The sequence below is a fragment of the Bacillus sp. Marseille-Q3570 genome (assembly GCF_946151055.1).
Classification (GTDB): Bacteria; Bacillota; Bacilli; order Bacillales; family Fictibacillaceae; genus Pseudalkalibacillus.
The window spans coordinates 286,729-300,522 of the sequence record NZ_CAMGYZ010000005.1 but is presented as its reverse complement, the minus strand read 5'-3'; the positions used below and the strand labels follow the sequence as shown (position 1 = coordinate 300,522).

Genomic DNA, 13,794 nt, shown 5'->3' with positions numbered 1-13,794 from the left:
ATTTCTGAACGGTGCCTGGCACCGAAAAAAATTTGCACTTAAAAAGACGTGGTCCGCGGACCACGTCTTTCCTTACATTTCAATATGATTTTATAATTGTTATTCGATATCAGGGGCGATCAGCCCGTATTTTCCATCTTTACGTTTGTAGACGACGTTTGTTTCTCCGCTTTCTGCGTGTGAGAATACGAAGAAGTTGTGGCCTAACATATCCATTTGAAGGATGGCTTCCTGCGTATCCATCGGTTTCAGATCGAAACGCTTGTTACGGACAACCGGGAATTCGTCCTCGTCTTCTTCCTCCTCAAGAAGTGTGGTTGTAGTTAGAGCTGCATTGCCATTTCCATTGGCGAAAGCGAATTTGATCGCACCGCCTTGACGGAATTTTCGGTTCACTTTCGTTTTATGCTTACGGATCTGTCTTTCCAATTTTTCAACTACTAAATCAATGGCAGCATACATGTCATCGTGAGATTCTTCAGCACGTAATAGCAAACCTGGCATCGGAATCGTCACTTCCACTAGCTGCTCGTTATTGAACACCTTTAGGTTGATGTAAACATCTGAGTTTGGAGTTCCATCAAAATAACGCTCGAGCTTACTAACCTTTTTTTCCGAGTAGTTCCTCAACGCTGGTGTTACCTCAATATTATCTCCACGAATATTAAAGTTCATGAGAGACTCCTCCTTTCGGTGTTTATATATATTTCGCTATACCCCTTAACAATTCCTTCATAAACACGAAAAGAAAATAAAAATTATGACAAAATTTTTAAAATTCAGTCTATTTATGAGAAAATAAGAGAAATAGCGGAATATAAAGGAAAAAACGCATTATCCATGTCAAGCATCTGACATGTTAAAAACAATTTTCGACATCTTTCCCGAAGAAGTGTAGAGACCTTTAGAATCAATATGAAGGAATTATTAAGAAGGTAGAAAGTTGGTTATATGAGGTTGACGCTATGATCTGAACCGGAAGCAAAAATAAAACCCGTTCCTCGCAGTGAGAAACGGGGAATTGCTTTTAATTCAAACCCTAAAAAAGGAATGTGAATTAAAGCTTTGTTACGTTTGAAGCTTGAGGTCCACGGTTACCTTCAACTACTTCAAACTCAACGTCCTGACCTTCTTCAAGTGTTTTGAAGCCGTCAGAATTGATTGCAGAGTAGTGTACAAATACGTCGTCTTGACCTTCAACTTCGATGAATCCGAAGCCCTTCTCTGCGTTGAACCATTTAACTTTTCCTTGCATGTAATTCACATTCCTTTCGTATTCAAAAAATCATGTGGAATTTCCACACCTAGAGTATACAACGTGACAACCTTTAGAGTCAAGATTCCGAAAATGTTTAGTAAAAATAGACCAGTTATCGGACGACTATCTTTAGTACTCCTTTACTGCCCCTAGGGTTCAAAAGTTTTCTAAATAATCATACTAATTCCCCAATCGCAATTTCCAGAGCCCTCTGGATCGTCTCGAGCGGCCACCCAGGCAGCCTTCCATTTTCCAATACAAGTTCGAATGACGCAGGCACATGTATGAAACCAGCTGGGATGGTTTCTCCTCTCTTTTCATACTCATGCAGCACCGAGTACATGACATTGTTGCATAAGTAGGTGCCGGCTGTATTCGAAATCGAGGCTGGAATCCCGCTTTCCCGCATGGCATTGACCATTTTCCGAATCGGTAAGGTTGAAAAATAGGCTGCTGGTCCGTCTTCGTCGATGGCTTCGTCAACAGGTGTACGCCCGCTGTTATCAGGTACCCCGTCATTGATGTTGATCGCGATCCGCTCCGGCGTGATCTTGTCTCTCCCTGCCGCCAGTCCAAGACAAACGACCGCATCAGGCTCGAGCTCCCTTACAAGACCCAACAGCACTTCAGCAGAGCGATCAAATTCAACGGGAAGGACACGCCCCACGACCTCGTAGCTCCCAATCGTCTTACCGTCAAGATTATCCACGATGATTTCAGTGGGATTGACCCCATGATCCAAAAAAGGCTCAAAACCCGTCAACAATACTTTCTTCATTATATATGACCTCCTCCCTCACAATTTTTCAAATGAAAAGCAGGGATAAGAATGAAAAAGACATCATTCCTGAACCGATCCCTAAAAATAAGCTTTTACCTTGCAAAAATACAGACTGCTTCCAAGCCCTTAGTGAAGGATCTTTTTTCAAATGTTCATCCGTTTCAATTAAAGAACGTGATTTCGGCACAGCTACGGTACTTAACTTTTTAAACCCTTCAAAAAACAAATCGAGAAAACCTGTCTGTAAGATATAAAAACAAGCCCCGACGGTCATACATATAAGCCCCCAGAAAAAAGCAAAATCGACAATCATCAACTTGTCAGTTCCCAGGAAGAAGGTTCCGACGGTCAAAACTGCTATAGATGTCATGCCAGAAAGTATATAGCTCATCATCTTGCCTCTTCCTTTCCTTTTATAAGTAACTGAATGGGAAGATACATTATGCACCTTCCCATCATGAATTCAACCTCTATCTTCTGTCATCAATTCGATACTTTTTCTGCCCAGCGTAAATCAGGCATACGGTTGACCGGATATACGACACCTTTATATTTATCAGAAGTCAGGAAGTTTTGAGAGTAGAAGTATACTGGCATGAATGGGAGATCTTCCATCAGGACACTTTCCGCTTGATGAAGGACTTCCATCCGTTCAGCTTCATCCTGGATCCCTTTCGACTTTTCGATCAATTCATCATACTTCTCATTCACCCAATTTGTCCGGTTATTGGGACTATCACCTAGATAGTAATCAAGAATCGGAGTAGGATCCACATAGATACCGATCCAGCCCATCCGTGCCATCTGGAAGTTCCCTTGCTTCGTCGTATCAAGGTATGTTTTCCACTCCTGATTATTAAGAGACACTTCGACACCCAAATTCTGTTTCAACATCTCTTGAATACCTTCTGCGATTTTCTTATGGTTCTCGGAAGTGTTATACACCATTTCAACCTGAGGAAGCTCGTCCCATCCTTCCTCTTGTTTCGCTTCTTCAAGCAACTGTTTCGCCTTTTCTACATTTTCCTCAAAATATTTTTCTTTTTGTTTACGGAAATCACCATTCGGCCCTTCCACTCCATATGGTACGAATGCATACGCAGGCTGTTCGCCAGCTTGTGAAATGTTTTCTGTGATCCCCTTACGATCGATTGCCAACGCGAAAGCTCTTCTCACTTTCGGATTGGTAAATGGTTCTTTATCTACATTGAACATATACATGTACGTTCCAAAGTAAGGCTTGATTTTGAAGTCTTCACTATCTTTTTCTTGCGCAATGACATCTGTAGGCAAAGTATCGATCAGGTCAAGTTCTCCTGATTTGTACATTTGATAATAGGTGGTTGCATCGTTGACCATTGCCCATGTGATTTTTTCCATTGAAATCGACTTTTCATTCCAATATTCATCGTTCTTTTCCGCCACAAGTTCACTGTCATGTTTCCAGCTTTTCAATGTGTAAGCCCCATTGCTTACATATCCATCAGCAGAGGATGCCCAGTTTTCATTCTCTTCCACAACCTTTTGATTGAGCGGATAATATGGCCAGAAGGTCAATAATTTTTCAAAGAATCCCGTTGGAGATTTCAGTTCGACCTTCAACGTCTTTTCATCGACGGCAGTCACGCCGACATCTTCAGCAGATCCTTCCCCTTTGTTATAGGCTTCTGCACCTTTCAAGTAATAAAGGTAAAAAGCGAATGAGCTTCCTGTGTCAGGATTAAGAACCCGTTTCCAGGCATACTCGAAGTCTCCTGCAGTGACAGGGTCGCCGTTCGACCACTTAGCGTCCCGGATCGTGAACGTATACACCTTTTTGTCTTCTGAAACTTGTACATCCTCCGCAAGTGCAGCAACCGGTTCCCCTTCCTTACTTTTCGTATAAAGCCCTTCAAACAAATGATCGAGCACCCAGCCTGAAGTAGTATCTGTAGCCAAAGCCGGATCCAATGAAGGCGGTTCACTCTTCGCATTCACGGTTATCTCTTGTTCAATTTCTCCTCCGGACCCGCTGTTTCCTTTACACGCTGTAAGGAATGGTACAACGACCAACACCATCAATAAAGTGAACAATACGCTTTTTTTCATGATTATCCTCCCAGTTTTAAGTATTATACAAATGACAAGCGACCCAGTGATTTTCTTTTTCTTCCTTCCATTCAGGCGTCAGTTCACCACAAACATCCATTACATGCGGACAACGTGTACGGAACCTGCATCCTGACGGAGGAGTGATCGGACTTGGCGGATCCCCTTCTAAGACGATCCGTTCTCTCCGTTCGGCAGTCGGACTCGGTATCGGAATCGCCGACAATAGCGCCTGAGTATACGGATGAAGCGGTTCATCGAATAGTGCATCACTTTCAGCAAGCTCCATCATATTGCCGAGATACATCACACCGATCCTGTCACTGATATGCTTCACCATACCCAGGTCATGAGCAATAAAGAGATACGTCAGGCCCTCCTCTTCTTTCAAATCCTCCATCAGATTGACGATTTGTGCCTGAATGGAGACGTCCAAAGCAGATATCGGCTCGTCCGCAACGATGAAATCCGGTTCAACAGCAAGTGCTCTTGCAATTCCGATCCTTTGACGTTGGCCGCCACTGAATTCGTGAGGATAACGTTTCGCATGATCTTGACTCAACCCCACTTTTTCAAGAAGTTCAAACACTCGCTCTTTCCTCTGCTTTCCTTTTAAAAGTCCGTGTGCATCAATACCTTCAGCGATGATATCAATGATTCGCATTCTCGGATTCAATGAGGCATGGGGATCTTGAAAGATCATTTGCATATCCCTGTTGAATTTCCTCGCTTCTTTCCCTTTCAACTGGCTTGTGTCTTTCCCTTTGAAAATGATGTTCCCGTCAGTCGCTTTATGGAGACCGACGACAGTCCTTCCAAGTGTCGATTTACCGCTGCCGCTCTCACCAACAAGACCCAGTGTTTCACCTTTTTTGATTGAAAAAGAAATGTCATCGACGGCTTTCAAGGATTGATTCCTTCCCACATTAAAGTGTTTCTTGACGTTCCTCACTTCTAAAAGTTGTTCTCCTGTCATTGCTCATTCCTCCCAGCTGATACCAACTCTTCCACTGATGGAGCCCTCGGGTCATTCAGCCAACATCTCGCATAATGGGATTCAGAAGCTTTTGTCGGTTCAGGCATTTCCTGGACACAAATTTCCATAGCATACTCACACCTGGCAGCAAATGGACAGCCCTTTGGGGGAGCGAACAGATCCGGCGGAGTCCCTTCTATCGGAATGAGCCGTTCTTTTTGTCCCTGATCGTATTTTGGAATGGAATTGAGAAGCCCCCATGTATAGGGATGTTTCGGATTTTCAAAAATTTCTTCCACAGTCCCGCTCTCGACAACCACCCCCGCATACATGACCGCCACCCGCTGCGCAACCTCTGCTACCACGCCAAGATCGTGGGTGATGATCAAGATGGATGTTTGAAGACGTTTTTGCAGATCCTTCAACAGATCCAAAATTTGAGCCTGAATGGTTACATCCAATGCCGTAGTCGGCTCATCAGCAATGATCAACTGAGGATCACAAGAAATCGCCATCGCAATCAATACCCGCTGCCTCATTCCCCCGCTCAACTCGTGAGGATATTGGCTGTATCGCCTTTCAGGGTTGGGTATACCGACAAGACTCAGCAATTCAATGACACGGTTCTTCACCTGGTTTTTTTCCAAATCCGTATGTTTCTTGATCGTTTCTGCGATTTGGTTACCGATTTTCATTGTTGGATTCAGTGAGGTCATTGGATCCTGTGAGATCAATCCGATTTTGGAGCCTTTGATCTTTTGCATTTGTTTTTTCGACAAACCAAGGATTTCATTACTTTCAAACTTGATGCTGCCATTTCGGATCCGGCTCACTTTTTTGGGTAAAAGGCCCATGACCGACTGTGCCGTAACGCTTTTCCCGCAGCCACTTTCCCCGACAACCGCAAGCACTTCCCCTTGATTGATATGAAAATTCACACCACGTACGGCCTTCACTTCACCACCGTAGGTTTTAAAAGAGACCTGTAAATCCTGGACCTCTAGTAAACGTTCCATCGTATCCCTCCTTAGTCCCGTGATTGCGGATCAAGGGCATCCTGCAATCCATCGCCAAAAACATTGAATGCAAACATCGTCAGTGAGATCAAGAAACCGGGGAAGAACAATCTCCACCATTGCCCTGTCAAAATGACACCGAGTGCATCATTCGCCATCGTACCCCAGCTTGCAATCGGAGCCTGTACACCTAAACCGATGAAGCTAAGGAAAGATTCAGCGAATATCGCCTGTGGGATCGTAAACGTCAGATTGACGATGATGATCCCGATCATATTCGGAAAGAGATGACGCCAGATGATCTTTCGATGCGGTGTACCGAGCTTTTGAGCCGCTGCGACATATTCCTGTTCCTTCAACTGGAGAATCTGCCCCCTCACGATCCGGGCCATTCCTACCCAGCCTGTGATCGACAGCGCTATGATGATCGTCCATAACCCTGGCTTCATGACGACAAGCAGCAATATGACAACAAGGAGATATGGAATTCCATATAAAATTTCAACGATCCGCATCAAAATGCTGTCGACACGGTCACCGAATTTTCCTCTGCCAGCCATATAACCGGATATTCCACCGACTAGAAGGCCTAAGATCAAATCGATAAGAGCAGCCGCGATTCCGATCGTCAACGAGATCCGTGCTCCATACCAAGTCCTTGTCCACATATCCCTTCCGAGTGAATCCGTCCCGAACCAGTGATCTCCATTAGGGGCAAGGTTTCTTCCCGTCAAGCTCTGATCGGAGTAATTATATGGATTCATTTGCGGACCGAATATCGCGAAAAAGGTGATGACCACGAGTAAAGCCAACCCTAAGACAGCAAGCTTGTTTTTCAAGATCTTAAGGGCGGTATCCTTCCACTGGCTTATACTAGGACGGACGATTTCATCAGGTTGGAACCTGCTCCGATCAATGGGGCGGAAAACATCTTCATTTCTCTGTTCAATCATGTTCAATCCCCCTTGCTCGTTAACTTGATTCTCGGGTCGACAATACGGTAAGAAATATCAACCAGAAATAACGTAATGATCAGGATCGTACTGAAAAAAATCGTCGTCCCTAAAATCACAGGGAAGTCCCGATTGAAAATGCTGTCGACAAAATATTTGCCGATCCCTGGGATCGCAAAGATTTTTTCAATGACAAAGGTACCAGTCAATAAGAAGGCGGCTAACGGTCCAATAAACGAAATGACCGGAATCAAAGCATTACGGACGCCGTGCTTGATGACGATACCCGTGGTACTCAACCCTTTTGCGTCAGCCGTTTTGATATAGTTCTGATTCATGACCTCCAGCATGCTCGATCGCATGAATCTTGCAATGATCGCTAAAGGGGCGGTAGCTAGTGCGAACGAAGGCAAAATCGTATGGAACCAGGTCCCCCAGGAAGCTACCGGTAACAACCCCCAATCGACAGCGAAATATTTGATCAAGAGAGGAGCAAGGATGAAACTTGGGATCGAGATGCCGATGATCGCAAATGTCATCGTCAAATAATCGATGATTCCGTTATGATTCAACGCTGCGATGATCCCTAAGATCAATCCAAAAATAAGGGCGATCACAAGTGATTGGATCCCCAGTAAAGCAGAAGCAGGAAAACCATCTGCGATCAATGTGTTGACATCTCTTGTTTCGGATTGGATAGACGGCCCCAGATCAAACATCGCTAAATTTTTCAAATATAAAAGGTACTGGACAGGCAATGGCTCGTCCAGATTGAACTTCGCCCTCATGTTCTCTAGAACATCTGCAGGTAGTACGTCTGCATCAGATGCGAAAGGATCACCTGGAATCGAATGCATGATGATGAATGTGATCGTCGTGATGACCCAGATGGTTACGAGCATGGTGAAAATCCGTTTGATAATATACAAGTCCCTACTCCCTCCCTGGTGAAAAGTTAGGCATTTGCTTGACCGAGCACTCCATTCGTTGCCGCCATCCCAATGATGACAACACCCCACATATGTTTATAGGCAGTAACGAAATCATCACATGTGAAGCGGATCGATTTTGGTCCGGTAAGTTCCACTGAAGGAATCGTCGTTGTCATCAAAGCCTGTTGGGAACCTTTGAATTCAATATCGAAGGTAATCGGACCTTCAACTTTATAAGCCTTGAAGTCGTTGATCCGTCTTACAGCAGCTTCCGCTTTCTCTTCAATGATCTTGCGTGCCCGTTTCGGCGGGATCAGCTCTGCCGCAAAGCGATCAATTCCATATTTGACAACTGCCGCCTCGACTTCAGGTAAGGTCTCCTTTACCTCAGCGACATACGCATCGTCACCGGAAATAAAAATCGTCGGAACATCGAAATCACCTGCAACTCCTGCATTCATCTCTGTTTCCCCGACGACCTTTCCGTTGATCTTCATCTCCCCGACACAAATCCCAGCGAGTGTATGACTGATCGTCGTCCGTTCGGAACCCGCTTCCCGGCCGTGATGACCGATGAACATGATTCCATCGAATGTCTCATCCAATCCTTGCAGCTGACACATCACACGATTGTTACCGGATACAAGACGTGCCCTTTCATCCAGATCCTCGATAAAAATGTTGGACATATTGCCGTGCCCGTCAGCGACCACGACTTCTGTTGCTCCTCCCTTGAATGCCCCTTCAATCGCAGCGTTGACTTCTTGCGTCATCAGCTTTCTGAATCGCTGATACTCATCGTTTTTCTTGAGTTGAACGTTGGTGGCGACTCCAGAAATCCCTTCAATATCGGCTGAAATGAAAATTTTCATAGCTTTCTCCCCTTTTTAAAATTGGAATGTTGTTTCCTCAGAACAATCCTGGATAAATTCCACTAGAATGTGTTTGACTGCTTCAAGGTCATTCAAATCGATCACTTCAACAGGTGAATGAGCGTTTCTTGAGGGAACAGATAATACCCCTGTCGGAACGCCTTTATTCGCCAAGGTGACAGCCCCAGCATCCGTCCCGATTCCTGTAAAAATCTCAAGTTGATGAGGGATCGAGTGCTCTTTTGCCAATTCGACAAGCTTGTCTTTGACTGCCGGGTGAGCGATCAAGCTGGCATCCATGATCTTTATTCCGGCTCCTTCTCCAAGCTTGAGGCTGTCATCCATTACATCTTCAGGTGTATCACTGACAGCAGTCGTATCAAGTGCAATCGCGATATCGAAATCCAAATGGGATAACGCCACTTTTGCTCCTCTCAAACCAACTTCCTCTTGAACGGTGAAGAGCAAGATCAATTCCCCAGCAAAATCACGAGTTTGCAAGTCTTCTAGCAATTCAATCATCACTGCACATCCTGCCCGGTCATCGAAACCCTTTCCTACGATTTTCCCAGTCTTTTCAGAACCAAGATGTTCAAGTGAAGATGCCCATGTAATCGGATCTCCTATTTCAATTCCAAGCTCAGAGACTTCCTGTGGTGATCTTGCCCCGACATCTATGTATAGCTGACGGAAGTCTCTTACTCTATCAGGGTTATCAAACTTTTTATAATGGGCGGAAATCGTCCCGATCACCCCAAGACGCGGACCGCTTTTTGTCCTCACTGTGACTTTTTGCGCCAATAGGATCCGGTCATCATGTCCGCCAAGCTTCTCGAATCGTATCAGTCCATTCGGCTCAATCTTTTTAACGATGAATCCCACTTCATCCATATGGGCGGTCACCAACACTCTCGGTCCAGGCTTCTTACCTTTGAATCTCGCAGTTACATTTCCTATTGGGTCTACATCGACTTGATCGGAAAATTCAGCCACTTTTTCGTGGATGAACGACGTCAAAGGCTGTTCATAGCCACAGGGGCCTGAAAGTTCTGTCAATCTTCTCAACGTCTCTAACATGATCCACCTTCCTTTCGTATTCAGATTCTTCAGAATATTAATGGTATAAGAAGCCACCTATTGGCTCCTAAATGTACTCGAATGTGTTTTTATGGACATCCATCTGGATCAAAACATTCGTCGATGTAATGCTAGGAATCCGATGGACTTTCTTGATCGTCTCAGTCAGTTCTTCATAATCCCGCACATTCATTTGCGCAAGCAACTGATAATCTCCTGAAGTGGTCGTGATATAGCGCATCACCCGGATGTCTTGAAGTTCTTTGATGACCTCATCAATAGATTGCGGGACCACTTTTATTTGTACGATCGCGGCCATTTTGATACCCAGCGAAATCGGATTGACGACCCCGACAACCTCGATGATATCGTTGTCAATCATATTGTTATATCGTGTACGGACTGTTTTCTCTGTCACATCAAGGTTATTTGCAATCTCAGCGAATGACATACGTCCGTTTTTTGAGAGAAATTTAATGATCTTTTTATCTAGATCATCTATCAACTCTTTCTCAGGGATTGAAACCATTAACCATTACTCCTTTCAGTACAATATTCATATTTTAATTGCTTAATTAGGACTAAAGTTCAGTGTATATTACTGTTTACATTACATATTTTATGAATTACTATTAAAAAAAGTAATTTTTAAACAGTATAAATTTTCAGTTTTCTTTTCGCAAGGGTTTTTTCAAATATTTATCAAAAAAGAATGGAAGGTGTAGAAAAGTGTTACTTATTGAAAACGCAACCATCATTATTTGTACAGGCGAAGTAATCGAAAAAGGAAAACTATTGATAAAAGGAAAGAAAATTGAAAAGGTCGGTCATTTCACATATGAAAATGACGATGTAAAAATCATGGACGCGAAAGATAAGGTCATAAGTCCCGGGCTGATAGATGTACATACACACTTAGGCGTCCATGAAGAAGGGATCGGAAACATCGGGCATGATTTCAATGAAACGAGTGATCCGATCACTCCGGAGGTTCGGGCGATCGACGGAATCAATCCGAGGGAAAAGGGGTTTGAAGACGCAAGAAAAGCCGGTGTCACCACTGTTCAGGTATTACCAGGAAGCGCCAACGTCATAGGTGGAGAAATGGTCACGATGAAAACCGTGGGAACGATTGTCGATGAGATGGTGATCCGTAACCCATCAGGTATGAAAGCCGCTTTCGGAGAAAATCCCAAGCGCTTGCATGGAACCAAAGGTAAAGTCCCCGTCACACGGATGGGCATCGCGGCCTTATTCCGTAAAGAGATGCGGAAAGCCCAGCAATACTTGGAGAAAAAAGAGAACGGAAAAGATCCCGACTTTGATCTAGGACTCGAAAATCTATGCAAAGTACTTCAAAAAGAAATCCCGTTACGCGCGCATGCCCATCGTGCAGATGACATCGTCACCTTGCTCAGGCTCGCCAAAGAATTCGATATCGAGATCACGATCGAACATTGTACAGAAGGCCATCATATTGCAGAATATGTCGCTTCGCACGGATTCCATGTATCAGTTGGCCCGACAATGTCAACGCGGTCTAAAATCGAACTTTCCGAAAAAGGATGGCACACTCCGAAAGTCCTAGCTGAAGCCGGTGTCCCTGTTTCGATAACAACTGATCACCCCGTAGTCGGAATCGAATACCTTCTTTCCAGTGTGGCGAACGCGATAAGGTTCGGACTTAGCGAAACCGAAGCATGGAAGTCGATCACCCTTACAGCTGCAAAACATCTGGGAGTAGAAGATCAAGTCGGTTCGTTGGAGGAAGGAAAAGACGCAGATTTAGTGATCTGGAATGGTGATCCATTCGATTTAAGAAACAGCGTGGAAACCACAATCATCAATGGGGAAATTGTGTATAACAAAGATTAGCAGATAAGGGCTGTAAAGAAAGTGTCTGAGTCTATACAACATTTTAAGGAAGATCGTGTTGTTGGAGATGTCGGACACTTTTCTTTGTGTTCCCCCTGAATTCTAATTGATCGGAACCTTTGTTTCAGTGCCTCCCTGGACAATGATGGCATCCTCTACGTTTTTGAATTTTTCTTTAGCTAAACCTATTAGAAATGTTCTAGGCGTTGCGTCATCTGTACAAGCTTCGACATCGCTTGGTCCAATCAATTGTACTTTTATAGCTCCATCATCTGAGAGTAATTCCATTTTTTCGATCTCGTATGGGCAGCTGCCAGACTCATGAACACCAAGAAAAAGGACATCTTTTTCTTCAAAATTTGTATAGGGCATTTGTTTTTCAAATCCAAAAGCATCCCATAAATTTTCGTATTCTCCTTGGGTGGTCGCTTTTTTCACCCAATATTGATAGTGAGGCACCTCCTCCCTCTCAAATGGAACAATCTCTATATGATCCCATGATGGCAATGTCTTCTCACTTGCAATCAAATCGTACTGACCGCTTTGTGGTCCGCTGTTACTGCAACCTATAGATAATAATAATACAACTAAAAAGAGTGTTGATTTCCAATAACTCATTACTATCCCCTCCCCTTCTCAATAGGTTAGACGTTTCGGATATCCAAATGGTCCTATTAGTAAAGAAAACTTTGTAATGATGAGCCTTAGCGCAGGCTGAGCCTTAGTTGCCTTTATATTGAAGATTTTTAAATTTAAAAAGCCCGGATCTGCTCCGGGCTTTCGAATAATATGTATTAGTGCTGTAAATACGGTTGAAGCTTGGCTTGCATAAGGATGCTCCACGATGAAAAGGCTGGGATCAACTTCGATAAAACGATGTTCTTTTTACTATCCTCATTATGAAAATTCACTTCCAGCTCCTCGACGATTTCAATGATTGAGCTGAACATCTGGACTTCTTGTATAATCACATCTTTCCCGAATGCTTCCACTAAAGTCTGGTTCGCCATCTCGAATTGTGAAAATGCGAGAAACACATCTCCAAGCACTCGATCCCCGGCTTCAAAATGACTTAGCTCATATTTTTCCTGAATATGTTCAAAGCCCTCTTCCACAATAGCAAGTAAATCCACATACTGCCTGATAACTTCAAACTGTTTCTGATCAATTGCTAACATTCCGACCTACTTCCTCTTATCAAAAAACATCCCATCTGCACTGTTTCCTCGATAAGGATTTGCATATTTCGTATTGTTCGTCCGTTTCGTCCTGATCTTCATAAGCTGCGACTTGATTTCCTGCATCTGATTGTCTAGATAAGGCTGGATCAGCTTGTTGATCTCAACAAGCTGCTTTCCCAGCTCTTTTTCCTCAGAAGAGTAGTTTCCCGTCAATCGATCCATCAATTTTTGCCGATAATCGATGTACTCATTCAGCTCTTCGAAATAATGATCCGGCTCTTCTTCAGGCAGCCCCTGTTTCACATGATCATATATCTTTTCTGTATGCTCCAACAACTCCTGCACCACACTCATTACGCCTGGCCCCCTGCCCCATAACTCGCTTTTCGATTTTGCTGGATGACTTGCTTCCAGGTATCCCGGAATTCCACTGTCAAACCTTCGACCTCTTCAATGATCGCAATGTCATTTTTCACGTTCGCTTCCATTAAACGGCGGTTCATATAATCATAAAGCTGCATCATCTGTTCACCTACAGGAACATCGGTATTCAACGTCACCATCAATTCCTGGATGATCTTTTGCGCTTTTAATAGATTGGTGTTTTTCTCTTCGACTTTTCCGGCTTCAATCGCACCTTTTGCCTGTTTTAAAAATTTCAAGCATCCGTTATAGAGCATTAACGTCAATTCCCCTGGAGACGCCGTTCCGACTGAGTTCTGTTGATACGTTTTGTATGCATTTAAAGACATGGTCAATCAAACAACTCCTTAGAAGTTTTCACG

At 43.9% G+C, this 13,794-nt stretch carries 17 protein-coding genes; 1 reads left to right on the top strand and 16 read right to left on the bottom strand.

What is annotated here, in order from left to right; all coding sequences use genetic code 11:
* Positions 1 to 99: 99 nt before the first annotated feature.
* The 12 genes from hpf to N8M93_RS11140 all read right to left on the bottom strand — a co-directional run bounded on the left by hpf (position 100) and on the right by N8M93_RS11140 (position 10,482).
* Entirely contained in the window at positions 100 to 675 is a 576-nt protein-coding gene (gene hpf, locus N8M93_RS11195; protein WP_261131825.1) for a ribosome hibernation-promoting factor, HPF/YfiA family, read from the bottom strand.
* A 382-nt stretch (positions 676 to 1,057) separates the two neighbouring features.
* Positions 1,058 to 1,255 (bottom strand): cold-shock protein CspD, encoded by a 198-nt coding sequence (gene cspD / locus N8M93_RS11190; protein ID WP_221566951.1) that lies wholly within the window; start codon positions 1,253 to 1,255, stop codon positions 1,058 to 1,060.
* A 178-nt stretch (positions 1,256 to 1,433) separates the two neighbouring features.
* Positions 1,434 to 2,036: a pyroglutamyl-peptidase I gene (pcp, locus tag N8M93_RS11185; RefSeq protein ID WP_261131822.1), complete on the bottom strand. Its 603-nt coding sequence runs from the start codon at positions 2,034 to 2,036 to the stop codon at positions 1,434 to 1,436.
* A 28-nt stretch (positions 2,037 to 2,064) separates the two neighbouring features.
* A complete protein-coding gene (locus tag N8M93_RS11180) occupies positions 2,065 to 2,433 on the bottom strand; it encodes a DUF3899 domain-containing protein (RefSeq protein WP_261131820.1) in 369 nt (122 codons plus the stop codon).
* An 89-nt stretch (positions 2,434 to 2,522) separates the two neighbouring features.
* Positions 2,523 to 4,127, bottom strand: coding sequence for a peptide ABC transporter substrate-binding protein (locus tag N8M93_RS11175; protein ID WP_261131819.1), 1,605 nt, complete (start codon positions 4,125 to 4,127; stop codon positions 2,523 to 2,525).
* Positions 4,128 to 4,143: 16 nt separating this feature from the next.
* Positions 4,144 to 5,103, bottom strand: a complete 960-nt coding sequence (locus N8M93_RS11170; protein WP_261131818.1) for an ABC transporter ATP-binding protein — start codon at positions 5,101 to 5,103, stop codon at positions 4,144 to 4,146.
* Positions 5,100 to 6,119 carry an ABC transporter ATP-binding protein gene (locus N8M93_RS11165; protein ID WP_261131817.1) on the bottom strand — a complete coding sequence of 340 codons (1,020 nt, stop codon included), beginning with the start codon at positions 6,117 to 6,119 and terminating at the stop codon, positions 5,100 to 5,102. The genes N8M93_RS11170 and N8M93_RS11165 overlap by 4 nt, the downstream gene beginning before the upstream one ends.
* 11 nt (positions 6,120 to 6,130) lie before the next feature.
* A complete protein-coding gene (locus N8M93_RS11160) occupies positions 6,131 to 7,072 on the bottom strand; it encodes an ABC transporter permease (protein WP_261131815.1) in 942 nt (313 codons plus the stop codon).
* 2 nt (positions 7,073 to 7,074) lie between these two features.
* Positions 7,075 to 8,001: an ABC transporter permease gene (locus tag N8M93_RS11155; RefSeq protein WP_261131814.1), complete on the bottom strand. Its 927-nt coding sequence runs from the start codon at positions 7,999 to 8,001 to the stop codon at positions 7,075 to 7,077.
* A 26-nt stretch (positions 8,002 to 8,027) separates the two neighbouring features.
* Complete coding sequence (locus N8M93_RS11150) at positions 8,028 to 8,876, bottom strand: M55 family metallopeptidase (RefSeq protein ID WP_261131813.1); 849 nt, start codon at positions 8,874 to 8,876, stop codon at positions 8,028 to 8,030.
* A gap of 15 nt (positions 8,877 to 8,891) precedes the next feature.
* Positions 8,892 to 9,953, bottom strand: a complete 1,062-nt coding sequence (locus N8M93_RS11145; protein ID WP_261131812.1) for a M42 family metallopeptidase — start codon at positions 9,951 to 9,953, stop codon at positions 8,892 to 8,894.
* 67 nt (positions 9,954 to 10,020) lie between these two features.
* The gene (locus N8M93_RS11140; RefSeq protein ID WP_261131811.1) at positions 10,021 to 10,482 is read right to left on the bottom strand and encodes an Lrp/AsnC family transcriptional regulator; all 462 of its coding nucleotides are present in this window, start codon (positions 10,480 to 10,482) and stop codon (positions 10,021 to 10,023) included.
* A gap of 200 nt (positions 10,483 to 10,682) precedes the next feature.
* On the opposite strand from N8M93_RS11140, the gene N8M93_RS11135 reads away from it, so the two are divergent.
* Positions 10,683 to 11,828 (top strand): amidohydrolase, encoded by a 1,146-nt coding sequence (locus N8M93_RS11135; RefSeq protein ID WP_261131810.1) that lies wholly within the window; start codon positions 10,683 to 10,685, stop codon positions 11,826 to 11,828.
* Positions 11,829 to 11,930: 102 nt separating this feature from the next.
* Here N8M93_RS11135 and N8M93_RS11130 read toward each other — a convergent pair whose 3' ends face one another.
* The 4 genes from N8M93_RS11130 to fliS form a co-directional block, all read right to left on the bottom strand.
* Entirely contained in the window at positions 11,931 to 12,446 is a 516-nt protein-coding gene (locus N8M93_RS11130) for a hypothetical protein (RefSeq protein ID WP_261131809.1), read from the bottom strand.
* A gap of 176 nt (positions 12,447 to 12,622) precedes the next feature.
* On the bottom strand, positions 12,623 to 13,006 hold the full coding sequence (locus N8M93_RS11125; protein WP_261131808.1) for a hypothetical protein: 384 nt from the start codon (positions 13,004 to 13,006) through the stop codon (positions 12,623 to 12,625).
* 6 nt (positions 13,007 to 13,012) lie between these two features.
* Complete coding sequence (locus N8M93_RS11120; protein WP_261131807.1) at positions 13,013 to 13,363, bottom strand: hypothetical protein; 351 nt, start codon at positions 13,361 to 13,363, stop codon at positions 13,013 to 13,015.
* Positions 13,363 to 13,761 carry a flagellar export chaperone FliS gene (gene fliS, locus N8M93_RS11115; protein WP_261132000.1) on the bottom strand — a complete coding sequence of 133 codons (399 nt, stop codon included), beginning with the start codon at positions 13,759 to 13,761 and terminating at the stop codon, positions 13,363 to 13,365. The genes N8M93_RS11120 and fliS overlap by 1 nt, the downstream gene beginning before the upstream one ends.
* Positions 13,762 to 13,794 lie beyond the last annotated feature (33 nt).

Coding starts and splice junctions, on each gene's coding strand:
- hpf (WP_261131825.1), bottom strand. CDS start 675: ATGAACTTTAATATTCGTGGAGATAATATTGAGGTAACACCAGCGTTG.
- N8M93_RS11140 (WP_261131811.1), bottom strand. CDS start 10,482: ATGGTTTCAATCCCTGAGAAAGAGTTGATAGATGATCTAGATAAAAAG.
- cspD (WP_221566951.1), bottom strand. CDS start 1,255: ATGCAAGGAAAAGTTAAATGGTTCAACGCAGAGAAGGGCTTCGGATTC.
- N8M93_RS11130 (WP_261131809.1), bottom strand. CDS start 12,446: ATGAGTTATTGGAAATCAACACTCTTTTTAGTTGTATTATTATTATCT.
- N8M93_RS11150 (WP_261131813.1), bottom strand. CDS start 8,876: ATGAAAATTTTCATTTCAGCCGATATTGAAGGGATTTCTGGAGTCGCC.
- N8M93_RS11175 (WP_261131819.1), bottom strand. CDS start 4,127: ATGAAAAAAAGCGTATTGTTCACTTTATTGATGGTGTTGGTCGTTGTA.
- N8M93_RS11145 (WP_261131812.1), bottom strand. CDS start 9,953: ATGTTAGAGACGTTGAGAAGATTGACAGAACTTTCAGGCCCCTGTGGC.
- fliS (WP_261132000.1), bottom strand. CDS start 13,761: ATGTCTTTAAATGCATACAAAACGTATCAACAGAACTCAGTCGGAACG.
- N8M93_RS11120 (WP_261131807.1), bottom strand. CDS start 13,363: ATGAGTGTGGTGCAGGAGTTGTTGGAGCATACAGAAAAGATATATGAT.
- N8M93_RS11160 (WP_261131815.1), bottom strand. CDS start 7,072: ATGATTGAACAGAGAAATGAAGATGTTTTCCGCCCCATTGATCGGAGC.
- N8M93_RS11170 (WP_261131818.1), bottom strand. CDS start 5,103: ATGACAGGAGAACAACTTTTAGAAGTGAGGAACGTCAAGAAACACTTT.
- N8M93_RS11180 (WP_261131820.1), bottom strand. CDS start 2,433: ATGATGAGCTATATACTTTCTGGCATGACATCTATAGCAGTTTTGACC.
- N8M93_RS11165 (WP_261131817.1), bottom strand. CDS start 6,119: ATGGAACGTTTACTAGAGGTCCAGGATTTACAGGTCTCTTTTAAAACC.
- N8M93_RS11125 (WP_261131808.1), bottom strand. CDS start 13,006: ATGTTAGCAATTGATCAGAAACAGTTTGAAGTTATCAGGCAGTATGTG.
- pcp (WP_261131822.1), bottom strand. CDS start 2,036: ATGAAGAAAGTATTGTTGACGGGTTTTGAGCCTTTTTTGGATCATGGG.